The 23,274-nt window shown below is 55.2% G+C and carries 24 protein-coding genes and 1 pseudogene; 16 read left to right on the top strand and 9 right to left on the bottom strand.

Translation table 11 applies throughout. The features are described 5' to 3' along the window. Positions 1 to 101: 101 nt before the first annotated feature. A complete protein-coding gene (locus U5A67_RS29350) occupies positions 102 to 809 on the bottom strand; it encodes a hypothetical protein (RefSeq protein WP_321817051.1) in 708 nt (235 codons plus the stop codon). Between the two features lie 473 nt (positions 810 to 1,282). Between U5A67_RS29350 and U5A67_RS29345 the strand changes: the two genes are divergently transcribed. Next, positions 1,283 to 1,606, top strand: a complete 324-nt coding sequence (locus U5A67_RS29345; protein WP_321817050.1) for an LPD1 domain-containing protein — start codon at positions 1,283 to 1,285, stop codon at positions 1,604 to 1,606. Positions 1,607 to 1,926: 320 nt separating this feature from the next. On the opposite strand, the gene U5A67_RS29340 is transcribed toward U5A67_RS29345, so the two are convergent. Continuing rightward, a complete protein-coding gene (locus U5A67_RS29340) occupies positions 1,927 to 2,439 on the bottom strand; it encodes a hypothetical protein (RefSeq protein ID WP_321817049.1) in 513 nt (170 codons plus the stop codon). Positions 2,440 to 2,751: 312 nt separating this feature from the next. Between U5A67_RS29340 and U5A67_RS29335 the strand changes: the two genes are divergently transcribed. After that, complete coding sequence (locus U5A67_RS29335; RefSeq protein ID WP_321817048.1) at positions 2,752 to 3,279, top strand: hypothetical protein; 528 nt, start codon at positions 2,752 to 2,754, stop codon at positions 3,277 to 3,279. A 239-nt stretch (positions 3,280 to 3,518) separates the two neighbouring features. Here the strand turns inward: U5A67_RS29335 and U5A67_RS29330 are convergent, their stop codons facing one another. Next, positions 3,519 to 3,722, bottom strand: coding sequence for a hypothetical protein (locus U5A67_RS29330; RefSeq protein WP_321817047.1), 204 nt, complete (start codon positions 3,720 to 3,722; stop codon positions 3,519 to 3,521). Positions 3,723 to 3,902: 180 nt separating this feature from the next. Here U5A67_RS29330 and U5A67_RS29325 point away from each other — a divergent pair, with 180 nt between their 5' ends. Both U5A67_RS29325 and U5A67_RS29320 read left to right on the top strand, forming a co-directional pair. After that, complete coding sequence (locus U5A67_RS29325) at positions 3,903 to 4,568, top strand: hypothetical protein (RefSeq protein ID WP_321817046.1); 666 nt, start codon at positions 3,903 to 3,905, stop codon at positions 4,566 to 4,568. Positions 4,569 to 4,624: 56 nt separating this feature from the next. Continuing rightward, a complete protein-coding gene (locus U5A67_RS29320; protein ID WP_321817045.1) occupies positions 4,625 to 4,876 on the top strand; it encodes a PAAR domain-containing protein in 252 nt (83 codons plus the stop codon). Positions 4,877 to 6,004: 1,128 nt separating this feature from the next. On the opposite strand, the gene U5A67_RS29315 is transcribed toward U5A67_RS29320, so the two are convergent. Next, a complete protein-coding gene (locus U5A67_RS29315; RefSeq protein WP_321817044.1) occupies positions 6,005 to 7,417 on the bottom strand; it encodes a PLP-dependent aminotransferase family protein in 1,413 nt (470 codons plus the stop codon). Positions 7,418 to 7,747: 330 nt separating this feature from the next. Here U5A67_RS29315 and U5A67_RS29310 point away from each other — a divergent pair, with 330 nt between their 5' ends. The 6 genes from U5A67_RS29310 to U5A67_RS29285 are packed head-to-tail and all read left to right on the top strand — an operon-like array spanning position 7,748 to position 13,739. Further along, positions 7,748 to 8,035, top strand: coding sequence for a 2Fe-2S iron-sulfur cluster-binding protein (locus tag U5A67_RS29310; RefSeq protein ID WP_321817043.1), 288 nt, complete (start codon positions 7,748 to 7,750; stop codon positions 8,033 to 8,035). Between the two features lie 42 nt (positions 8,036 to 8,077). Next, the gene (locus U5A67_RS29305) at positions 8,078 to 8,830 is read left to right on the top strand and encodes a hypothetical protein (RefSeq protein ID WP_321817042.1); all 753 of its coding nucleotides are present in this window, start codon (positions 8,078 to 8,080) and stop codon (positions 8,828 to 8,830) included. 18 nt (positions 8,831 to 8,848) lie between these two features. Continuing rightward, the gene (locus U5A67_RS29300; protein ID WP_321817041.1) at positions 8,849 to 10,198 is read left to right on the top strand and encodes an ATP-grasp domain-containing protein; all 1,350 of its coding nucleotides are present in this window, start codon (positions 8,849 to 8,851) and stop codon (positions 10,196 to 10,198) included. Beyond that, complete coding sequence (locus tag U5A67_RS29295) at positions 10,195 to 11,541, top strand: biotin carboxylase (RefSeq protein WP_321817040.1); 1,347 nt, start codon at positions 10,195 to 10,197, stop codon at positions 11,539 to 11,541. The genes U5A67_RS29300 and U5A67_RS29295 overlap by 4 nt, the downstream gene beginning before the upstream one ends. A gap of 12 nt (positions 11,542 to 11,553) precedes the next feature. Beyond that, positions 11,554 to 12,804, top strand: a complete 1,251-nt coding sequence (locus tag U5A67_RS29290; RefSeq protein ID WP_321817039.1) for an ATP-grasp domain-containing protein — start codon at positions 11,554 to 11,556, stop codon at positions 12,802 to 12,804. Positions 12,805 to 12,851: 47 nt separating this feature from the next. Further along, positions 12,852 to 13,739, top strand: coding sequence for an EamA family transporter (locus U5A67_RS29285; protein ID WP_321817038.1), 888 nt, complete (start codon positions 12,852 to 12,854; stop codon positions 13,737 to 13,739). A 172-nt stretch (positions 13,740 to 13,911) separates the two neighbouring features. On the opposite strand, the gene U5A67_RS29280 is transcribed toward U5A67_RS29285, so the two are convergent. The 3 genes from U5A67_RS29280 to U5A67_RS29270 all read right to left on the bottom strand — a co-directional run bounded on the left by U5A67_RS29280 (position 13,912) and on the right by U5A67_RS29270 (position 17,206). Next, positions 13,912 to 14,949, bottom strand: coding sequence for a hypothetical protein (locus U5A67_RS29280; RefSeq protein ID WP_321959769.1), 1,038 nt, complete (start codon positions 14,947 to 14,949; stop codon positions 13,912 to 13,914). Between the two features lie 583 nt (positions 14,950 to 15,532). After that, positions 15,533 to 16,534: a DUF1571 domain-containing protein gene (locus tag U5A67_RS29275; protein ID WP_321817036.1), complete on the bottom strand. Its 1,002-nt coding sequence runs from the start codon at positions 16,532 to 16,534 to the stop codon at positions 15,533 to 15,535. 144 nt (positions 16,535 to 16,678) lie between these two features. Next, on the bottom strand, positions 16,679 to 17,206 hold the full coding sequence (locus U5A67_RS29270; protein ID WP_321959768.1) for a hypothetical protein: 528 nt from the start codon (positions 17,204 to 17,206) through the stop codon (positions 16,679 to 16,681). A 320-nt stretch (positions 17,207 to 17,526) separates the two neighbouring features. On the opposite strand from U5A67_RS29270, the gene U5A67_RS29265 reads away from it, so the two are divergent. Next, complete coding sequence (locus tag U5A67_RS29265) at positions 17,527 to 17,733, top strand: hypothetical protein (RefSeq protein WP_321817034.1); 207 nt, start codon at positions 17,527 to 17,529, stop codon at positions 17,731 to 17,733. 189 nt (positions 17,734 to 17,922) lie between these two features. Here the strand turns inward: U5A67_RS29265 and U5A67_RS29260 are convergent. Together U5A67_RS29260 and U5A67_RS29255 are read right to left on the bottom strand one after the other, a co-directional pair. After that, positions 17,923 to 18,078: pseudogene (locus tag U5A67_RS29260) on the bottom strand (EamA family transporter); the annotation flags it as partial. 175 nt (positions 18,079 to 18,253) lie between these two features. Then, the gene (locus U5A67_RS29255; RefSeq protein ID WP_321817033.1) at positions 18,254 to 19,132 is read right to left on the bottom strand and encodes a LysR substrate-binding domain-containing protein; all 879 of its coding nucleotides are present in this window, start codon (positions 19,130 to 19,132) and stop codon (positions 18,254 to 18,256) included. Positions 19,133 to 19,225: 93 nt separating this feature from the next. Between U5A67_RS29255 and U5A67_RS29250 the strand changes: the two genes are divergently transcribed. The 5 genes from U5A67_RS29250 (at position 19,226) to U5A67_RS29230 (ending at position 23,107) form a co-directional block, all read left to right on the top strand. Then, positions 19,226 to 19,624: a hypothetical protein gene (locus U5A67_RS29250; RefSeq protein ID WP_321817032.1), complete on the top strand. Its 399-nt coding sequence runs from the start codon at positions 19,226 to 19,228 to the stop codon at positions 19,622 to 19,624. A gap of 97 nt (positions 19,625 to 19,721) precedes the next feature. Further along, on the top strand, positions 19,722 to 20,285 hold the full coding sequence (locus tag U5A67_RS29245) for a hypothetical protein (RefSeq protein ID WP_321959767.1): 564 nt from the start codon (positions 19,722 to 19,724) through the stop codon (positions 20,283 to 20,285). Positions 20,286 to 20,401: 116 nt separating this feature from the next. Then, positions 20,402 to 21,334, top strand: a complete 933-nt coding sequence (locus tag U5A67_RS29240; RefSeq protein ID WP_321817030.1) for a hypothetical protein — start codon at positions 20,402 to 20,404, stop codon at positions 21,332 to 21,334. A 507-nt stretch (positions 21,335 to 21,841) separates the two neighbouring features. Next, a complete protein-coding gene (locus U5A67_RS29235) occupies positions 21,842 to 22,285 on the top strand; it encodes a hypothetical protein (protein ID WP_321817029.1) in 444 nt (147 codons plus the stop codon). A 102-nt stretch (positions 22,286 to 22,387) separates the two neighbouring features. Beyond that, on the top strand, positions 22,388 to 23,107 hold the full coding sequence (locus U5A67_RS29230) for a hypothetical protein (RefSeq protein ID WP_321817028.1): 720 nt from the start codon (positions 22,388 to 22,390) through the stop codon (positions 23,105 to 23,107). Positions 23,108 to 23,274: the final 167 nt, after the last annotated feature.

Genomic DNA, 23,274 nt, shown 5'->3' with positions numbered 1-23,274 from the left:
GCTTGGGTTGCGCCCGTTTGACAGGCCGGCGGCGGCTCGAAATGCACCATGCGGGCCTTGCTACGGGGGCGCGCATAGTTTGTCACGAGAATGTGCGAAGGTCAGTCATGCTCCTGCAAAGTCTCACCTGCGCTCCCGGATTTCCTCACCATTGCCTCGCGGCCTTTCAGCATTCCAGAGAGCCAGCCGAAAATTCGCCCCGCGCCGCTCTCGGCGTCGGTGTCATCATCGGCGAGCTCCTCTTCCTCATCGACGTCACGATCCGACGCGAAGCCAGTGTATTTGCAGCCAGGACAGGGCTGGCTCGGCGCATTAATGTCGAGCCGTACTTTCTTTTCGTCCACTACGCGAAGACTGACGATCGACTCTGGGTCAATGTGCGCGTTAACAAGAACTTTCCCAAACCAGTCCCAGACACCTGGGTGTCCAAGCATGTTCTCAAGGTCGTATGTCGCGAGCCACTCCCGGCATACAGGTGGCCGGCGGGCGTAACGCGTGTACGTTTTGCCGCGTTCTTCGAAATAGATGAGCACGCGTGGCCGTGGCCACTTGTAGCTTGCGTCGAGATGGCGCGCTTCCCACGCCCGCATACCAACGGGATCCAACTGTCGGCCGACGATGCGTCGTTGCACCTCGATATCGATTGCGCCGCCTTTGTGTTCAAACTCGTCGGTCTCAAGCAACTCGGCGATGACAGGCTGATCGTCTTCGAAAGCGGTGGGGTCCAGCGTGACCGCACAAACGATGATCTTGTCGCGGGGCGGGACATACAAGCCCAGGTAGCCGCACTCCTGGTCGGTGTAGCTCAAGACCACAGCGTGACCACCGCGAACAGCGGCTTCAAGATCCGACGGAGACAGGTGAGCGAGCGTACGGGCTTGTTCGCGTGCGAGGCGCCCAAGGCGAAGCTCACTGATTACGTGGCTATAGCGACGCAGAACCCGGCGGCGCGTATCTGCTTTGATACTCAAACTGAAACCTCAAGTGAAACGTTGTGAGTCGAGTCTACGCGAAATTTGATGAGCAGCGCAGACAAGCAAAGCTTAACGCGCGGCGCGGCGGTCGTTATGGAAATTCGCACATCGAGCTCCACGGGATGGGCGTCGGCGATTCCGGATCGCAACCACGCGCTCGACAGGTACGCCGTGCTGCAACGCCTGCGCGCGATACCAGTTTCGATTAAGCTGCGCAGGCGTTCGCCCGAGTGGCTCGCGCGGGAGTGCGCGAAAGAGATGGCCTTTCCTGGCGCCGTATCGCAATTGCCTACTACGGGGGCGCCCCCATGGGCGGCGAGGTAGAGGTCCGCAGCGGTCCGACGATGTCATCGTTCAAAGCTGAAGTGGTGAAGCTCGATGGAAAAGGCAAGGAGTATTACTCGATCGTCGAAGAGATGGCTGCACGAGCTTTTCAGTCGTGGATCGAGGATAGGCTGGCGGACCAGGGACGACGCAACGACTACTTGTCTACGTACGCGGACAACAGTTACTACGTCGACCCGATCTCCGGCACCGAATGGAAGCCCTACCCGGAAGGCGAGGAACGTCTGCGTATCAACGCGGCATTCGATCACCTTGCTGCGGCGGTTCGAAAACATCTGAAATCTTGACTATGTAGTTCCCGTCGTTTTTCCCTAAGGGGAGGGCGACGGTTCCCTCCTGCGCGCAGGCGTAGACTCGGTCATTGCATCGCCGGACTAAACGACTCGCCACGCAAGGCCATCGAGTTTTCGATAATATGGTTTGGACAACTCTACGCTAGCCGCACGCGGCAAAGCCCGTGAGGTCCGGATGGACCTGGACAAGTCGGTGAAGTCTGAACGGCGACCGGTTGAATCCGCCGCCCTGAACAGACGTTGGTCGTTCGCTAAAGCGGCCCTACGATACGCCGCAATACCATGAAATTAATCTGGAGCAGTTTCGACTGATTTTACATGCTCGATTTGACGCTTGACCGCCACTTTTCGTAAACCGAAGCACAGCCTTCTTGGAAGGGATAGCCCTCTAGAATCGGACCACTTTCTATCGCAAGGCGAACCCAAAACAGACCTAAAACTGGTCGATTGAGTTCGAAAGTCTGCGTTGCTTCGGTAACTGCTGTGCCCGAAGAATACTCGACGCAGAGCAGGCCGTTTGCCATTGGGATTGCCGCATCTGGCCCGGCAGCGAAATCGTTGAGTGCCCAAATACCAGCGAGCAGTATTAGAGGCGATGCCAGAATTGATGCAGCGATAGGGAGCGACAGCAGGGTTCCCAAAGCCGCGCCAAGTAACGGCGGTTTGAGCGCGAAGGCACAAAGAGCGATAAATGTGTAGGCGGCAAGGCAAGAGAAGAGCAAGAGTACATTAACAACATGGCTACGCGTGTAGATTCCAAACTTCACACCAATAAGCGTCGCCGAAATCAGCGCGAAAGCTAACAGTTGTTTCGTTCCCGGCCGCATAAGGTCTAGAAGCTTTCTTGGTTGTCGATAGGTGGTTGGGCTAAGCCTCGCCTCGATTGTCGATGAGAATCGACATATTGTCGAACGGCGATTCCTGGTCGCATGCTGTCCTATGCGTTTTGACTCGTGACGCCTCCGGAACGGACTCTCACGTCGTTTGCCAGCTGCCCTTGATGGCCATATGAGCCGTGGATCCACGCAGTTCATGGCGTCGCTTTGAAAGCCTATGCAATAGGGCTAAAGAGAGAATGTTAATATCGTCCAGATATCAAGCCGAAAGAGCAGTGAATTTTACCAACGGGGGCGACGACCATGGACGATGACGATACTAAAGACAAGACGCTAACGATCCCGCGCGCATCGGGAAAAACGTTGTTTGTGGTTGTCGTGTTAATGGTTTGTTTCCTGGTGATTTTCGCGCTCCGAAAAGGTCATCTTCTTGGCCTCACGGCGACCATTGTTGCTGCCGCAATATGTAGCGTGGTTTGGCTGCTGGGACTGCTTTCAAGTGAAGTATGTGTGTTCACAAGCCATCCACGGTCAATGCGCATCGAGCGATGGATCGTAGATGTCCGAGTACACGCGAAGCTGATCGATATCGATGCGGTACGCTGGATTCGATCGCGTTGGACCATACAGGGCATAACGCTGGAACTCGGAGTTGAAAACTCTTGGGACACAATCGAGGTTCAGACGACTTATATGTCTGCACAGGAATTTGCACTTTCGCGTGGCGAACAAGAGTCGAGAGTTAATGAACTTCGCGTTTCTATCGCGCAGTTTCTCAATATCAAAGATGCAGGATGGGAGAAATATCCGACTCAACGAGCTTCGCCCTAGTGCTCAGTTTTTTGCCGTATCCGAGTGGGAGGAAGCATTCTGTGCTGTGCTGCAAGCCTCGAACGTCGGCTTTCGAGTTCGCAATTCGATGACCGCTTGTGGCTGAGGCCGTATAAAAACGCGTAGGATGGCTGACCGGTGACACACAGTTAGCCGCTCAATTGCTTTCGACCAAAGGCGCAGGCAGATGAAGTGATCGTGTTTTACGGGTAAACAGCGTCGGCGCGCGAGTTCACCCATCAGACTGAACTTCCGATAAAGTCGGGAAGAGATGGCCGTTGGATCAGGACTCGCACGGTGCGTACAAGATTTTGATTAATCGTTGGAATCAGTGACGTCGGAATCTCATAGGAACCTGCGGTCTGGAAATCGGCCGCATGCATGATGTGTCTTAGCCCGACATTGAACTGGACAAACGCCTCGATGCGTGGATCTTCTTCCATTTCCCGCTCCATTGTTTGGTCATCCAGCGATTGGGGGGAGTGAAGCGTAAAGGTTGATGCAATAACCATGACAGACAAAATTAGAGGCGACAGCGCTACAACTGCAGGAGATTTCCCCCCCCCCGCGGCACATTTCCAGGAGCGGTTGTCGGAAACTAAAAGAATTAAAGGAGTCGTATCTTGATGCTGAAGATTTTTTTCTATTTTTTATTGTTTTTTGGGGTGGCGAATGAAACTTCTGGGGCGCCGGTGCAGGCGTCCCAGATTTTAAAGGTCAACTCGGGTGGAAAGGAGTTTACATTCTCGTGCGGACTGGATTCTGAAATCAAGGTGATCTCTGGCGACGAGCAGGGTGAAGCGGGCACTGTGGTGATAGAGCAAAAGTTAGATAATTTAGAGAGCTGTAATGGGGCTGTATGGACTAGGAGCCAGTCAACGGGGGGCGAAACGATTCTTGTGATGATAAATCCGGGTAAAACTGGCGTTAACGCGCAGATGAATGTCTATGCACTTCAGCAAGGCGTGGCCAGCTTCGCGGGCTATCTTCCGGTCGGAGCGGACGATCTCGGAGGACTCAAGTACTCTTTTGACTTTGATCAAGCCGACGGTGTCTGGAGAGAAGTGTATGGATTCTCGGATGGCACGATCAAAAGGCTTAGATCGATCCAATTTATGCAGTCTGGGAGCGTATGTGTTGACAGAGGAGACAGCGTGGATGACAACGCGCAGTGCACCGGTAAGCGGATTATCGCAAGCACACGCAGACCGCTATGCATTAATTATGTTGGGCAAATAGGAAAAATCGTGCCTGTTAGTGAGTGTTCTGAGCTTGCGAAGCATTTTTAAATTTTGTTTCGAACTGCGTTTTTTCAAAATATCGGGCGGAATCTTCGTATAAAACAATGCTAAACATCATTCGGTTGGGCGATACGACGGATCATGATGGCGAGGTCATAACCTCGTCTGAGGTCATGAGGATCCAAGGCAACGGTGTGGCTCGAAAGGGCGACAGGATCAGATGCCCAAAGCACCCTCACGTCGATCCCAATGTGATTGAAGAGGGCGATTCGAATATCAAGGATCACGGCGTACCTGTTGCACGTGACGGCCATCGCGGGAGTTGTGGCTGTCGCCTGATTTCGAGCTTTACATGATCGTAGAGTGTGAGTGTTTCGCAGGGTGATTTGCGACCGACGGGTATGCGCGTCGCGCTTAGGCCGGCCTTGGCTCGTTCTTTTTGGGGTGGCCGGCTTACTTTGTGGAGGCCGTGGGAAGTAGGTAGAAGCGAGCCCTTTAATGTTTGGGAAATTGTCCGGTGGAAGTGCATCAGGACTGTCCTGTTCATGGCCGTGCTCAGCCTTTCACTCTGAAAAGAGTGGAACACTGCGCAGTGCTCGCATCGGGCCGCCGAAACTTGGCGCCGTTGGTGTTTATGGACGCTGCTCCGTGCGTCTTTCGTAATATTCGCCACTCAAAAGGGCTGGCGCTATTGGGGCGCGACCGCAGTAGCGCACAGGCGACTATTGGTCATTGCAGAGGGCAACTTGCGGTGCACAATCCAATTCACCGGGCGAAGGCTAGAGTCAACACTGTCACTGGGTAAGGCTTTCAGCGGCTTTGCTAACTTTTTTTGCGCGCAGATACTTGTGCCATCCTTGTCACTCTTACGCGTTTGCTAACGTGTTGGTTTGAGACGGCGCTGCATTCGTGCAATTGGGCGAATCGCGAGAGGCAGTGATCGGAGTAGTGCGGTCGTTCCAACGACAGTTCCGTCCGCTCACTGAACGACAGGTTGTGGCCGGCTACTGCCCGATGCGTTTCGCATGAGCCACGGACTCATCGGCGCAGGGCGACCGGCCGAGTGCGACCTATCACGGTCGTTCGTCGCTGCACGCGCGCAATGGCTGTTAGTGGAGTAGTGCAGTCGTTCCAGCGGCAAGTTCGGCTGCTCGTCGAACGGCGGCCTTTGGTCGACTACTAACTCATGCTCTTTGGCTTACCGCCTGGGCAGAATGATTGATCAGACCACGGTCAACGTCTCTGGGACGGAATGCCTCCGACACAAGCGCGTGCTCAGGACCGGGCCTGACGTTCGATTGCGGATTGGCGGCACCGGTCATACGCACCGAGACGTAAATGAGCCAGTAGTTTCAGACCGGGCCCAAGGCTCTCGGGCCACGCATTCTCTTGACACATGTTTACGTGGCGACGATCCAGCGGCCGTGGGTAACTGTGAACTAAAAGCTTTCGCCATCGATTGTTGACCTCCACGGACCTTGCCTTCAGGCTAAGTTGGCCGCACTATCGAGAAAGGCGGGTGTTTGCCCTTCACGCATATACGCCGCATTGAAACGCAACCAAGGGCTTGGCTGGTTGTTAGGTCGATAATGGGCGCCTGGAGCAATGTTGATTCCAAACCTGGCTGCATGTTCGACAAGGTGTGCGGAGTTATCGATGTGCGGCACTCGGGCCCAGACGAACATTCCACCGCATGGTTCTTCGTACGTTTCCCAGCCCGATCTCCGCAATTGGTCGACTGTACGCATCAAGGCGTCGCTTACTTTATGCCGCAGTTTTTCCATGTGCCTACGATAGACACCCCGTTCGAGAAGAGTCGCGACGACATTTTCGGCTAATCTGGTGCCGCCCATACTCGTTAACGTTTTCACGTCGATCAGATCACGAATTAGATCAGCATGTGCTGCGACATATCCGAGCCGTAGCGAAGAAGAAAGGGTCTTCGAAAAACCACTTACATAGATTACGCGATTGAGCTGATCCAACGTAGCAAGCCGTTGCGTCGGAGTCGGTTGCAAGTCTGCGTAAACATCATCTTCTACAATAGAGAAGTCGTGCTGTTGCGCTAGTTGTAAAATTCGAAATGCAACCTGCGGCGCTATGTTAGTAGCAGTGGGGTTCTGAAACACTGTATTAACAAAGAATAATTTTGGTCGATGTATCGCAAGCAATGTCTGCATCGCATCGACGTCAGGTCCAGTGTGCAGGCGCGGAACGCCGACTAGTTGAATGCCCTGAAGTTTGAGCAAGCCAAACAGATTGAAATAACCGGGATCTTCAACGAATACCGTATCACCTGGGCGAAGCATCATACGTGTGACGAGATCGAGTGCGTGACTCGCGCTGTGTGTGACAAGAATCTGCTCAGATGGAGCACTGATCTCGAATTGGGAAAGCCGACGCGAGATCTGCTTTCTTAGCGTCAAATCCCCCTGCGGCACTGCGTAGTCGACAAGGCTTGCGATATCTGTTCGCGAAACTTGTCGCACTGACTGTGCAATACCTTCGACATCGCGCCACGCGGGCGGAATAAAGCCGCTCGAAAGAGGCGGTGTGCTTCCTTGCGCATTGAACTGACGCAGGATCTGTCCGGACTCAGCGCGGGCCACTTCAGGATCTGCTCCGCGAGGCCAATGCTCAAGGGTGTCGACACAGTTCGTGACATAAAAGCCCGAGCCATGCCGTGGCTCGATCAAACCCCGGGACACGAGAAGATCGTATGCCTCCATGACCGGGAAACGGCTGACTTTGTTTGCGGCAGCAAGTTGGCGAATCGACGGAAGTCTTGTACCGACCGGTGCTCGCCTCAAGCGAATCATGTCCTCGATCTGGCAAACGATTTGCTCTTTAAACGATATAGGTTTCAGCGGATCAAGCGCAATCTTCATATTGACCATTTTCAGAAGTGTTCAGTGCATTCTAACTGACACTTCGTGGTGACAGTCGATAAAGTGTTTATTCCCTGCGGCTTCGTTTGACGAAACAATGATCCTTCACGTAGCTCTTTGAATATATTTATAAAATATAAGGTAATAATTTGCCTGTTGCATATTTCGTGAATGTTTTATCGAGTTTCTCATGCTATATGAATATATTTGATACGGAAATGTATATTCTTGGTGGTGTAATTCGACCTCGCGCGCAACGTGATGCGTTATAGCGAGAAAAAATACAAAGATTACTATCGAATATACATATAGGAATCGGAGATATTTGCTGGAGGGGGTATGCATAAAGTTGTAATCAATCCAAAAGGATTGGAAGCGTTGCTTCCGGTAGGTAGTTCTCTTACTGAATTGGAATTCGAGTTGTACGGTGAAGAGGTCATTACGTTCGGCTGTAAAGCGGGGGCGTGTGGAGCGTGTGTCATCAGGGTCGAGGAAGGAGTGGCAAATCTGAGTGGCAAAGGAGCTGAGGAGCAACGCTTTCTCGAGGCGCTTGGATTTCCTGGTGTCGAGTTCAGGCTGGCTTGCCAGTGCCGGCTGAATGGCGATGTGAAAATTCGGGCTATGTAACCGTAGCGGAAGCAGATGTTCAATCAACATTAGGAAAATGAAATGATCAATCGTGTGAAGAACGTAGGCTATGAAAACCGTGTTCCGTTTATCAACGCCGCACGTTCAGCAGTACTACGATCAGAAATCGACGGGATCATCGATCAACAAATCGAGCAATGGTATGAGACGGTACCTCATGCTGCCCATCTGGAAGGTAAGACAGTGGATTCAGCCTATTACCAACGACATCTGATCGAAACGGCATGGCGTATTCGACTGCTTCGTGTGGCCGAGTCGAAGGCGCTGGTTGAGATCGCCAAGCGCAGTCCAGAAGCCGCCCAGATCTGGGCGAACTATGAGCGCGAAGAAATGCTGCACGATGAATTGTTCATTCAGGATCTCGATCGTGCGGGCGTTTCGCGCGAGGTGTTTCTCGGTACGGAGCCTTATCTGTCGACAAAGCTGCTTGCGGGGTATTTCTCCTATCTGCTTGATCACGAAGGGCCCCTCGGTGTCGTGGCGTATTCCTACCTGGTTGAGTACGTCAACGTCAAGCTGGAACCTCGCAAGCTCGAAGCTCTGAAGGAGTCGATCGGCGAGAAGAACATCGGCGGCCAGATCTCGCATTCGCATACGGATATCAACGATGACCACCCGGGCGAAGTGTGGGCGGCGATTCGTCATCTGATGCGCAACGACGATGACATCGACGCGCTGAAGCGCTATCTGGCCGAGCATCAAACCGTATTGGCTCTCTATTTCAAGGAGCTATACGAGGACAAAATCGGTACGACGCTCAAGGCTGCGGCCTGATTCTGAGAGGAAGGTCCGATGAAATCCGATGGCGTTCTCATTCTAAGTCACTGTGGATTTTCCTTCGTGGAGGATCTCGTAGCCGCTTGTCGTGCAAGGGGGCTTGCAGTTTGGATCTTGACTTCTGTCCCGCTTCCAGAACATGGGCAGCAGCGGATTGACACATTGCGAACGCTCGCGGACGAGACGTTTGTCGGTGCGACGCATGATCTCGGAACGAGTGAAGTGGAATCTGCGCTTGCTTCTCTGCGAGAACAGAATTTATCAATCCGAGGATGCATCAGTGTCTGGGAGGGTTATCGCGCGCTGATGGCCTATGCCAACGCATTGCAGGGCATATCGGATCTTCCTTGGGAGCGACTCTATCAGTTGCGTAACAAGCTGGTTGTACGACGCAAGCTTAGACAAGCGGGACTGTCGAACGTTGACGCGCTGGCGCTGACGGCCAGTGTGCTCGACGATGTCAAGCGGGATGGAAAATCCTATTTCGTTAAGCCCATTCATGGCATCGCATCTTATGGAGCGTTTCGCCTTACGACTGAAACGGATTGGTCAACCCTGGAAGCCATCGTAAAGCAGGCTCGACACGACACTGTTTATACGGCCGTGCTTGGCGGGCAGCCTGAATTCCTCGCCGAATCCTTTGTTGACGGCACGGAATATAGCTTTGAGGTATTGGCGGTCAACGGTAAGCGGTTCGTGGCCGGGATTCACGAGAAGTGTCAACTGACGGAAGACGGCGGGACGGTTCTTGAAAATAGCTGTACGAGTCCGCCGACGTTGTTGACGAGCGACGAAATCGCGGCTGGGATTGCCTGGATCGATGCGATATCTGCGTGCCTGAAACTAGATTGGGGATGTTTCCACATCGAAGCACGCTTCAATGGGAGGCGCTGGGAGCTAATCGAAATCAATCCACGTGTTGGCGGTAGTCTGATATCGCAGAGCGTGAAGGCGCTTAATCAGACAGCCAGCGTGCTTGAACTTTGGCTGGACCAGCTCGTATCTCAGTCCGGCGGAATGCCGTCAACTGACTACCTACGGCTGATCTCCGAATTGTCGTACTCGCACGACGGAGTGCCACCAACAGATCTTTCGACTTTCTTTCGAGTGTATTTCGCATCGCCGGGGCGAATCGAGTCGATTCAGGTCGAATCAACCGATCCCGCCCCGACAATTACGCACGTCCTACTGAAAGCTGGTGACGTAATCGAGACATCCGCGCGAGAAGTGTTTCTCGGTCAAATTCTCTGGAATCTGCCGCGCGAACAACGCGATCGTGAATTGCCGCATCTGATCGAATCATCGGTTAGCACCATCTGCGTGCAATACGTAACGGAAAAATTTCGTGAGGACACAGTTGCATGAGAGAGCACGAGCGCCTTCTTCTTATCGTCGACTACAATCTCGCGCGGGTAGCTGATGTCGAACGAATTGCGTGTCACGCACGGTCCGGATACGACGCTGGGACGATATTGATCCGACCGCAGCCTGGTACCCGAGACTACGAGATTGCGGATCACGTTATTGACCTCGACCCACTAGCTGATGGGTTCGTGGAAACTGCACTGGTTCAGCTTGCCTCGTTTTCCGGACGCATTCGCGCAGGGGTGGTTTTTTCGGATAACGCAGTGCAACGAGGCGCTGCGCTGCTGGAACATCTGGGTTTGCCGGTCGATTCGGCTAAGTTTGCTGCCGCCGCATTCAGTAAAAGCGTGTATCGGGAGTCGGAATCGAGGATTCGCGAACTGCTGGAAGCTCAGTCGATTATGGTTCCGCAAAGCACGAATGTCTCGGGAGTGGACGACCTTCGTTGCTTTGCAGAGAGGTATCCGGGCGGCCTGGTGCTTAAGCCAGCATGCGAAGGTAATAACCGGGGAGTCGTTATCGTGCGCGATAGTGACGACTTGTCGCATGCTTTTTCGCTTGTCGCTCCGTACCTGCGAAATGGTGCGCTCGCCGAGCAGTTGATTCCGTTTCACCGAGAGTTTTCGTTTGACGGGGTGGGGGCGACGGAATTCATCACTGAAAAAGTCAGCGCAGATGGTCGCTACCCTGTCGAGGTTGCGCAGATACTTCCTGCACGACTCACCGACATCGAGCGCAGCACGCTGACTCGGGCTGGTCGCCTTGCCAATTTAATTGTCGGACAACGCGATGGCCCGTTTCACAACGAGATCCGGTTGAGTGACGACGGGCTACGAGCAGCCGTCGTCGAACCTAATCGTCGACCCGCAGGTATGAAAATCTGGGCGCTTGCGCAGGCGGTATATCGTATCGACTTCTATCGAAAATGGGTCGATGTGGCGTTCGGCAACGCCCGCAGCGAGCCAGTCGAGCATACGTCGACGGAAGCCGCGACGGTGATGCTGGGAGTGCCGACAGATGGCCGCTACGTGCCACCTACGGAGGACGAAGCGCATGCATTGCTGCGCTTGGCCGTACACCGGGCGGAAGCGGTCTGTGGTATCGCGACTGGTCTGATTGACGTCCTCGAGTACGCGTGGCTGTCGCCCGAGGCACGTCAGATTCCCGCTGTACCTCGTGAAAACTCCGATTTTGCTGCACAGGTTTGTATTGCCATTGACAGTGGCATTGTCGAGTTGCGGCATCTCGTTAAGGTGCTTCGGGAAGAATGGCTTTCCGTGTTGACTGAAGCGATCGAGCGCAAGCAGTTCGGATACAAAGAGCAAGTCGCAGAGACAGTTTGAGAGGAGTCCACGATGAACATCTTAATTCTTCATCGCGTGCCTTATGGGCGCATTGAATACGCGCGAGGCATCGACCATAACGCACACGATGTCACGTATCTCGGCAAACAGGAAATACTGGATACGCTGCCGATGGATCTACGTTGCCGTGCGCTGCGACGTACGGGTGAACGCAGCGCATACGACGAAACTATGGATTGGTTTGGATCGACCCATGATCGTTTTGATCGGATTATCTCGTTGTCGGAATACGAGTTACTCGATGCAGCGAGACTTCGAGAAGCATTTGATGTACCAGGACCTTCGGTGGAGGAGGTTCAACTCGTTCGGAATAAGGTTTTGATGAAGCGTGCAGTGGCGAATGCCGGCTTGCGTGTGCCGCGTTTTGCCACGCTACAGGATCTCGTTCAGCGCAAGTATGTGGCTGGGTGGCACGGTCCGACGGTATTGAAGCCACATAGTGGTGCTTCAAGCGAGGACGTTGTCGTTTTTCAGTCGCTTGACGATGCACTGCATGGCGTCGACGACCGGACGACTGGAGTCAGTCGACTGGATAGTAGTACTCCTGCGCTGGACCAGTATCAGCTCGAAGAATTTGTGACAGGGGATATTCTCCATTTCGATGGTCTTGTCGCAGATGGCAAGCTGCTGACGACGACCGCGAGTCACTATGTCGGAACCTGCCTCGGCTATGCGAACGGCGAACCGCTTGGGTCACTTCATTTTCCACTGTCACAAGACGCCCGCGACTGGACGTCGAAGGTCCTTGCGGCTGTAGGTATCCGGAACGGCAGTTTTCATCTTGAAGCGATTGATTCGTCAGATGGTCTTGTTTTCCTTGAGGTTGGCAATCGGGTTGGCGGCGCGGATGTGGTTGCGACCTTCGAGCTAGCGACCGGCGTTCATCTGCCATCCGAGGAACTCCGCATTTTGGTGGGAGGTGGCCCAACGTTCACGCTTCCGACGACACAGACAGCTGCCGCGTGGCACGGGTGGTTTGTGTTTCCTGGACACATCCGCGCGAATACGGAGTATGAGGGCATGAAAGGCGTCGAGCGATATCGGTCCGACCCGGCAGTTGTTCGTTGGGTTGAACTGCCATCGGGCAGCGCATTAAAGCACCAGGTCACATATTCGGCGGGCGAGGCCCCGTTGGCCGGCATTGTCGCTCTGCCGACTGCAGCCGACACGAACTCATGGCTAAAGGGGCTATTTTCCGCCGCGCAAGATTGTGGAGCCTCTCCCTGGTCGAAAGCTGCGTGACGTGCAGAGTCGTTAAATTATCGATTTTTCTATCCACAAGGGATATCGTGAAAACCAAAGACATCTTTCTTGCGATCTTCGTCACGGTGATCTGGGGTGCAAATTTCTCTGTGATTAAGCTCGGATTGGCCTCGGTCGATCCGTTCTTGCTCGCAGGCATACGCTTTTCACTCTGTGCAATTCCCGCTGTTTTCATACTTCGACGACCGAAGGTGAGTGTCGGATATCTAGCCAGCTACGGCTTGCTGTTCGGTGTAGGACTATGGGGTATAGTAAATTTGGGAATTCAAGCGGGCTTGTCTGCTGGTATTGCGTCGCTTGTTTTGCAATTTAGTGCATTCTTCACGATACTTCTCGGTTCTATTGTTTTCAAGGAGTCGATCTCGCGATATCAGTACGCGGGTATTGTCGTTGCTCTTGCGGGCTTGGCAGCCATCATCACTATTACCGACGGCTCAGTTAGCACGCTCGGAGTCGCACTTGTCGTAATTGGTGCGCTGTCATGGAGCCTGAGCAACATTATCATCAAGCGTGCAGGCACGAAAGACGTTCTGGCTTTCCTTGTATGGTCAAGCCTGTTTTCGCCTATTCCGCTTTTCGCAATTGCGATGTTTCAGCATGGAACGCAGATCTACGTCGACACTTTTTCCCGTCTAAACTGGACGGCAATTTTCTCGATACTGTTTCAAGTCTATCCAACGACCTTGTTTGGCTATTGGGCGTGGAACAAGCTCTTGAAAACCTACCCTGTATCTCGTGTCGCGCCGCTGTCACTGCTTGTGCCGATTTTCGGTATGGTGGGTTCAATACTGGTCTTCGGAGAGCATATTGGTACACCGAAGATTGCTGCCACGGTTCTTGTCGTGCTGGGTTTGGCTATCGGTCTGTACGGAAAGCAAATAAGCGGCATGATCCTTCGGCGCGCGGAGGCCTGATCGTAGACGCTCGTAGAGATGCGGCTCCTTCTCGGGGCGCTTTGGGAGTCGGAGAGGAAGTCATGTGGAGCCGATAACTACAGAGTGTGGGTGTCTGCTTACGGCGAACTAAGCGTCTCTTCCATCTGCAAGGAGGCTTGGCCTTTTTGACTATCAAGCGGACGCAAACCCATCAGACTGAACTTCCGATAAAGTCGGGAAGAGATGGCCGTTGGAGCAGGACTCGCACGGTGCGTACAAGATTTTGGTTAATCGTTGGAATCAGTGACGTCGGAATCTCATAGGGACCTGCGGTCTGGAAATCGGCCGCGTGCATGATGTGTCTTAGCCCGACATTGAACTGGACAAACGCCTCGATGCGTGGATCATCTTCCATTGCCCGCTTCATTGTTTGGTCATCCAGCGATTGGGGGGAGTGAAGCGTAAAGGTTGATGCGACAAATGGCGGAAGCGCTCGGAATCCTGCGTGAGCGAGCCAATCATGCTGCGCACGGTCAATTTTGCAAATCAGCGGGGCACCGTAAAGGGTCAATCCATTTTTGGCCAAGTGATCGATCCACCAGTCATTCTGCCAGCGCTCGTAGCCAAGCAGTGCGCCTTGAAGACGCACCATATTCTCAAAACCGTCGCCCTCTGAGTTGATATTCAGACGGATGAGTTCGGCGGCGGGGATTCGCCATTCTTCGCCTGCGACCGCGTAAAGCGTTCGTCCGATGCGACGCCCTGGCTGTCCTCCCGCGTCAAAGATTTCTTCGTGAGAACGCAACACGCCTCTCGCAACATAAGAATCAAATCTTGCCTTTCTGGTGACAGAACGCACATTCGCGCTATCAAATTCGATAAACGCATAAGGTTTTCGTCCTTGTACCATCAATGCGAGTTCATAGCCGGTATGTATCAGGTAAGGGATATCATCGCCGTGCCCCGTGTGCTTGTGAAGAAATGCTTCTCGTGAACCATGCTCGAATTCAATCCCAAACGCTTTACATACGGTTACGACCTCTGTTGGCGTAAGTAGATAATCGCGATCAAGTTCCGGATCGTGTTGCAGGTCGATTCGAGCGCACTGACAAAGTTTTTCGAAGTCGGCGGTTTGAAACCGAATCTGCAGCCATGGACAGTCAAGGTCTGGGTCTAGGGCCGAGAGTATGAAAGCAGTGCGCTGGTTTTCCATGGCGGTCTGATTGAATTCGCTCGAGAACCTCGACATGCCAACGTCCGCTTTAACCCAAGCGTTGAAGGCAAGCTGGCGAAGCAGCGGATCGTGATGCCACGATTGAACTACCCGCGCCAAGGTGTTGATTGTCGCCGATGTAGACTCCAGCGTCGAGTTTCCCTTTCTGGCCGGCGAGCGTCCGACGTCCGAGCCCGGCGGTCGCTACGGGCGCGGACTATCATGCATAAGGCATAAAGCGACCCATCTGAGCCATTCGTTTCACCACACGAGCAATGGCCGTTAGCCGAGTAGTGCGGTCGTTCCCACGGCAAGTCCGTCCGCGCGCTGAACGGCAGGTTGTCGCCGGCCACCCTGCTTCTATCGACCGGATCCCAATCATCTGTGAACGGGACTCTTCTCGATCGGTGTAACGATAAGTCGAGTTCAAAGTTTCGTCTCACGGAGAATCTCTCTTGCAGATACCACGGAGATTCGCCCAACACGAAGTGGGGGCGCAAGCGAACGAGCCACGGTGTCAGGCGTGAGCGAGCTGGTCGCCCTCGGCATAACGTAAATCTGCTTTATTGACAGCCCTGCGAAACTCGCCGTGAAATGCCGTGTGGGCCCGATTCCGTGCTCAATCGAAACCAAAATCAGGGTTGTGACGACTGAACGATGCCGCATCCCACCTTCGCGGCTCGATGTCTTCGAAGTGAATGCGTTCCAGCAACTCTCCGCGACCATCCCACGCAATCTCGTCAGATGGCCAGGGATGCACAAGATCGAACAGTAGCTGGACGTTTTTCGCATAGTGGTTGGGTGGACCCGATGGTGCGGACCAAGTCCACGCGAGCAACCTGATGCTATTCATCGTGATTATTTCCACATGTGCGGGCTTTTCGGATAGTCCTTCTTCACGAAAGCTGCGGGCATCGTGCTCAATCGTGCGCGTGACGAATTGCAGTCCGAAATCTCGTACGCTATGGCGCGACTGGGCGCGCGCAAAGATGCTATCGATCGGGATTTCGGCCGAGATGATTCGCAATGGGCCGCCAGGATGCCCCAGGAGGGTATCCGCAGCGCGCGTCTCATCGTAGAGGATTTCCTGGCCAGCGTGCTGCCCATCGGGAAGCCATCTGGCGTAGACCTTTCGGGGAGTATCCTCGTAGCGGATGTCAATGTGATCCGCACGCTCCGGCCAGTGGCCAGATACACGCTCCTGGCGGCGCATTCTGTATTCGTAGGTGTTGTTCTGGATCATGCCGGATCGCGCGTACTCGACGAAGGCATCAGGCTTCATCGCCGCCATGAGCGACAGAATTTGTCCGTCTGATAACGGTAGCAGGGCGCGGCCCTCAATATCGGCTTGCAGGGCAATCGCCTGATCGTGTGCAGTCAGGCATCTGAATCGATCCGGTTGCGTGATCAGCGCTGGATGTTCCAGGATTGCACTGCATTCGCTCGTCGCAACTGTTTGGAATGCTGAAGTGTTTGGGGATTGATCGGCAATGCTTGAAGGGGCGGCAAGGGACAGTGCGAGCAAGAGCAGCGCGATTCCCCAGATCGGTGTCAATGCACGACCGGGGCGCATTCCTTCGTGCGGTTGGGCAAACAGTTGGCGATCACGAAGATTAGGCATGTCGGATCACCCTGAAAGATTGAAACGGTGTGGTGACGGCTCGGCCCCTGCAGACATGCCTGACCATAAATGCGGATACGGGCGGCAATCGCTATTCCGGCCTGCCATCTTGGTGCAATGCCGCGCGTATTCGTCTGACTGTATTTAGCGCCGCCGTCCTTCACCCATCCCGTTATGGACAAACGCGCTGTGATGAAAGCCGCCAGACGGCATCTGTCCTCCGACCCGCCCGTGCCCGCCTTGCGAAAAATGTGCAAAGTGATCGAGGTGGTGGAAGTGGTGAAAACGGTCTACGAAAACAAAGCTGATTCCCACGCCCAGAAAAATTGGTGGATCCCACCACCATGGGTCGACGTAGGTGTACGGATAGCTTGCGACGGGATACCAGAGCGTCGTCCCATCGACGTCCCGAACGATCTGCCACGTCCCGTCACTTTGCAGGCACGCCCGGCCCGCGATTTCCTGCATCACGCCGTCGATCTCCGCGCTCTCGATCACAGCGCGGCAGGTACCACTGTCTTGCGTCGCCGCCTCATCGTAGGCGTGCGCTGAAACTGATAGAGCGAGCCCAACGGTGATGATCAGTGGCGTCGCACGAAGAACCTTGCTCATGATCCATTGCCGATAAAAGTCCGGCGCCACGACGCCGGCCTGTCGCCGCTGGTAACGCATGGTGTCGCCAGCTGGAATCGCCCTGTGCGAGTGAACGACGGGATTGTCCGCGGCATGGCACAACAGGCTCAACGGGTAAACGGCCTGGGAGTGAGGTCTATTCCAAATGGTCAGCAAGGTTTCGCTTCGATCTTGTGCAGTGTGGATCCTTGTCTGTTTTGGCGCGTACCGTCCTCTCCGTGCTGTTACGCGGGCGAGGCGGCCTGAACGCTGTAGTGTTACTGAAAGCGAACCGGGCCACATGGCTCGCCGTTCACAGTGGGCGAGGCGAAAGGCAATGGAAGTGTTCACCCAGAGCGAACGTGCGGGAGGGCCGGAGTATGAGGATCCAGGCTGATACCGTGGCGCGCCAGCGCCGCTACGCCATGCTGCGGCTACGCCTGGCGATGCAGCGGATGATCGCAGCCGAACTTGGACCGGAGCGCACGCTCGCGAGACGCTGGGTGATTGCGTGGAGTGCCGCCATTGGTGAACGTCGTTTCGTCAGGATGGGGTATGACGTGACTGATCCCACGCGGCTTTCTTGATCGCATATACCAGCTGACTTCAGCAATGCTGATTCTGGCGGGCTGGTCGGGTAACGGTGGGTCACAGAGCGGCCACACCCGGTGCTGCAGGCAAGCTACCCAGCGCGCTTGCGCCGGGATGACTTGTTCGCGATTAATGACACGGGCACGGGCGTAGTTCTGCCCCCGCCGGATGCACGTTGCGCACGGCTAGTGCTGGTGCCGGTGATGTACATCCGGGAAGTGCGCATGCGAATGAGTAATCGGGAGACGCACGTGCGGATGGGTGTGAGGCTCATCGCTGTCGTACGTAAAATCATGCTCGTGCTGGTGATGTTCGTTGTGGCGATGGCGATGCGTGATCTCGCCGTGCTGGCTGCCTTCCGGCATATCCGGCCAGATGGAGGCGCTTCATGATCCGCTGCGATCCGGCCTGCGCGAGACGTCGCGGGCTGGTGCCCGTCCTCGCTCTGATGCTCGCGGTAACTGCGTGCTGGGTAATGGGGCTGCACAATACTCAACGTAAGCAATCGTGTAATGCTCACACACCGTTGAGTGTTCTTGCCGTTTGCAAGGCTGCACCACCTTCTGCCCAGGACCGTAGGTGCAAGGTCATACGAAGCGTTGCTAATCCCGTGGACGCATCGTGCCTGCGACGCGCCACGATGGAATAGGCGACTTCAGGCAATTGAGGCAGGCCAGAGGCGTACAGCGAGGGAAGCCCGAATCCCGCTTCCGTGCGACACGCGACGCCTAGGCCGGCCTCAGTGGCCGCGCGTAGCCCGTCGAGGCTGGGCGTCGTAAGCGCCATGCGCCATGGGCGACCGGCATCATCCAGCGCCCGCTGCGCTGCCTGGAGAAACGGGCAGGGAGGTGCGATGCCGATCAGGGGTACCACCTCATTCTGCAACAAAGTCGCCTCGCCAAACCATTGCATCGGGAGGCGGACCACAACGTCGGCGCCGAACGGTTCGCCGGCACACAAGGCGACGTCGATGCGCTCCTCGCTCATCGCCTGCAATAACTCGGCCGAATTGCCGATCACGATTGAAAACGCTGCGTCAGGGGACTCTGTGCGGAGATCGGCGAGTGTCGGGCGTAGAACGCCAGCCACAAAATCCTGAACGATGCCGATCCGGACCGGTGCTCGTGCGTCTGGCGCGAGTTCTGTGCGTGCGGCGTCGATGCGCCCGAGGATCGCGCGGGCGTGGGCGAGCAGACGTCCGCCGTAGCCGTTCAGGCGAAGTGCCCGCCCGTCCCGATCGAACAATGGCTGTCTGACGATATCTTCAAGCCGCGAGATTTGCAGGCTCACCGCTGACTCGCTGCGGGCGATACGTCTGGCTGCGGAGGCCAGAGAGCCGCATTCCACAACGGCGACGAAAGTGCGCAGCAAAGGGGAGGGCAAATCTGCAAGCATGAGAAAAGCTCAATTCAGAAGCCGTAAAGATCGCAAGTATACTTTGACTTTTCTCAAATACGATTCGGACTTCAACAACCTTGGAGTCCGGAAATGCCCTTTGCGAAACTGACGCTTTCGATCGCCCCTTCATCGGCTGAGGCCGAGCGCTTATCTCGTGACCTGACGGATCTGATCGCCAGCGAACTTGGAAAGCGGCATGAACTGACTTCCGTGCTGATCGATGTTCCTTCTACGTGTTTCTGGACGATTGGCGGCAGTCGCCGGAATATCGCGGCGCATCTCGAAGTTCGCGTGACGGCCGGGACAAATTCGGAGCATGAAAAGCGCGTCTTTATCGCGAGTGCGATGGCACGCCTTCGTCGGACGTTCCCGGATCTCGACCCGGCAACTTATATTGTCGTGACGGAAATTGCATCAACTGATTGGGGCTACGACGGAATGAGTCAGGCAGATCGCGCAAAACAGAAAAGATTAAGTGAACCGGTTTGAACAGCAAATCGCCGAAGGTATTTCAAGCATGCGTATTCATACCTTTCCGACTTCCCTAGCGGCCTACCAGATGACGATCAACCACTCGAGGACTAGAATGGCAGCATCAAAATTGATCGCATTTCTCGGCGCGTTTGGCTTTTCGGCGTCCGCGCTGGCGTCTTCCGCCTGCGGCTTTGCGATACCGGACGATGGCGGCATGAAATTGCAAGTGGACGACGGCTGCACCTACGTTGTTCAGGACAAGAAGAATTATGCACGCCTCGATTATCTCGGCTTCTCCGATTCCCGGAGCATTCAAACCTTGCTTGACGACGATACGTATTTCATCGAAGAGAACGGTGCGCATTATTTCATCAGCGAGGACGTCGCAGATGCACGCGTCACGATCAAGACGCTGCATCTCGCTCCCGCCCGGCCTGTCTCGTTCAACGGCTTGACCGGCTATGCCGGATCGGGCGAGTTTTTCGTCCAGGCGCTGCCGGCGTGGCAGAACAGAAAGGAGGGCAGCTATTCCCTGAAACTCATGTGCAGTTTCATGGCTGTCGGCAACGACAAAAAATCCTTCCGCTCGCGCCTTTGCGTGCCGGAAACCGCTGCTGGCAAGAAACTAGCTGAAAGCTATTACGCGAAGCTTATCGCCATCAAGCCGCTCGACTGAGCGCCCGGCCGTCACGGCTGCTTCCAAGGGATAGTTAGCGTTCAGTTCGACAGTTGCGACCTTGATCGACGGGGTGAGTCTGCGATACTCGGAAGCGCGATTGACAGGAGACGAACGTGACGAATCGGTGGGACGAGACATGGCATCGCTTGCGGGAGTGGACCAATGGGCAAGCACCGTCCGAGCGCCTGTCCGCGCAAATTCTGACGGAGGAGGGATTTCGAGGCATCGATCCTAGCCACCCGCTGGGTGGGAAGGATGGGGGGCGTGAGGCGTGTTGCGAATTCAACGGTGAGCCTTGGGTGATGGCTGTGTTTTTCCCGCGAGGGGAGAAGTCCTTTGCGGAGATCTCGGCGAAGTTCGCCAGTGATGTTGAGAAAGTCAAGCGCGGCGGCGCAAAAGGTATCGCTTTCGTGACGAACCAAGAATTGCGGTTGAGCGAGCGCTCGCAGCTTGAACGCGAGGCACAACCCTTGACGCTTAGCCTATTCCATCTTGAGCGGATCACCGCAATTCTCGACAAGCCGAGTATGGCCGCAGTAAGGAAGCAGTACCTGTCAATCGATGATGGCGCACCATCGGCAACGTACATCAGTTTGGGCGGCAGCGGCCGCATGGCTCCTGGAGCTGGCGGAGGGGGTGGTGGGGCGATGGGAGATGCGCAAGGTGGCACGGGCGGTCCTGGCGGAAATACTTACAATTTTTCTGCCTCGCCCGGGACCGCTCCCGGAGCAGGTGGTGGTGGAGCCGGTGCGTTCGGTCCGGGATCAAAGGGGGGAGAAGGTGGCGGACGCGGCGAGCACAAAGTATTCACGATGGATGTCACGCCGGGAATGACGATCCCAATTAAGATCGGTGAAGGCGGTAAGGCAGGCGAAGATGGTGGCGACACGTCCTTTGGGGACGTTGTCGCTAAAGGCGGCAAAGCCGGCAAGGCTGGGCATAGTGTGATTGTGGCCCGCGAGGTTACCGAGAGCGATCGCGATGCCTGGACTGGCTCACTCGGGCCAGTGCATCGACTTACCGTTGCGATGGGCCTCGCCGACTGATAGAATGAAGCACGCCGTTCGATCGGCATCCTCACCACCATGCAGCGCTTTAGCGCTGTACAGCAACTTGCCACTTCGTGGCGGCCTCCATCAAGCACGTCAACGGCGTTGACCCAAAGCAGATTTTTCTGTTTTTTTGCCTGCCACCACGTTCCGTACCCCGACGGCCGAACGCGAGCCTGAAATCCAGCGCGCTATCGAGGATGTTCTAGCAATCGAAAGCGTGCCGCCAGCGCTGGTGATCACCTTTACCGTATGGGTCATGGTCCGGCATAACTGAAATCCGGCTGCCGCTCTGGTGTGCGCCTGTCGCGCTACGCCGGCGAAAAGCACCTCGCCCCAAGATTCATAAAACTGACCGCGCTTTCTGGCCTGCGTTTCACTACTTGCGTGTCTTCGTTGGCGCTTCCGCGTTTTCGAAACGACACTGAGTGGGCGTTGCCCAGAAGTCATGCGCTTCTCCAGTCCCTTCCGCCCACCTTTGGGCATCAATTCTGGAGAAAATCAATGAACAACCAGACTATCGAAACCAGCGCGCAGATCACCATTGAAGCCGCTCCTCGGTGGACACCGGCAGCAGGCCCGATGACAAATGCGCAGTACACCGCTTTTCGCGGTGTCCGTTGTCCGTCCTGTGGCAGTTCGGACGTCAGCGGAGGTTTCGTGAATATCGAAGAAGGATCGGCGTCGCAGACGCTCTGCTGTGGCGAGTGCGGTGCTGAATGGACCGATACGTACACGTTGACCGGCTATGCCAATTTGGAAGGTGGGATCGACCACGTTGCGGTGAACTCGGTCGTGGAGGACATCCAACGTCGAAGCAAAAAGTTTGAGTGCTCGGTTGACTCGGAGGATCAGGCTCGCGAGCTTGTCATCGAGTCGAGCGACGCGTTGGGCATCGTCCTTGGCGAAGCTGATACCGCTCTCGCTATATCGAAATTGTGTCGATGAGCGTGGTCTCTGGCATGTTTTTACCGACGCTTAACTGAAATTTCAACCCAAGGGGACGCGCTCCCCGATGGGGACGCCTCTCGCTTGTTATGGAGAAGCAAATTGGAACAGTTTAAATTGCACAACGAAGCGCTTCTCACTCGTGATCCGCAAAAACTTAATGATTTCATGCGGGCACTGCGTGATGAGTGTCGCTATAACAGCTACGTTCCAGTCACACTTCGCAACGGCACTCGCACTCGCGTGAAACTGCTTGAGGGAGCTCCGTTGCCCGACTGGGCCAATGCTTATGAGGCGTTGTTTGATGGCGAGCGCCTCGGTGCCGGGCCTTGGTATGCCAACGGCGAGCACGCCTACGCGAGCGAGTACGACATTCTCTCGATCGAATCTGCAGCGGCGGCGCGTGCAGCCCTCGTATCCAACGTTCGCACTGTAGAGGTCGCGGCCGTGATCGTGCAATGCGGCGGAGACCCGTGTGGCTCATGCGCGCAATTTCCGCGTCATGTGTGGCTCGACTTTGTCAATAACTGCGCGTGCGTACTCGGGTACTGGGAGTGGGTCCGCTCTATGGCATGCGATCAGGAAATGGAGCTGTCGATGTTGCAGGCTGAATGGCCTGTTCATTCGCAACATCGCGGGCCTGATGCATCTGCAGCAGGCATTCCTCAAGGTTCAACCGGTCTAGGTTTTGGCGGCGAGACCGAAGTCGCGAAAGTACTTGAGACCTTGCCGTCGGGATCTCATCGAGTGACGTGCACTGGCCTCTCGGGCGAGTTCAATCAGCATTACGAGTGCGTGGAGAATCCGTCTTTACGTACTTGATTCATTAACCAGGAACACCCGCCACGCTCCTCACTCGAGGGGCTGGCGGGCCTTCACGCCACGGCGCTGTGCACTGACGTGCGCCGTTAGTTCGGTAACAGTCCTTGGTCGAACGCTTGGATGAGTCAACCTCATCCAAGCGATCCCGCTTGCTCCTTTTTAACACC

It is taken from the genome of Paraburkholderia sp. J69-1 (assembly GCF_905220255.1).
Classification (GTDB): Bacteria; Pseudomonadota; Gammaproteobacteria; order Burkholderiales; family Burkholderiaceae; genus Paraburkholderia.
The sequence above is the reverse complement of the archived record's forward strand: the minus strand, read 5'-3'. Positions and strand labels throughout refer to the sequence as shown.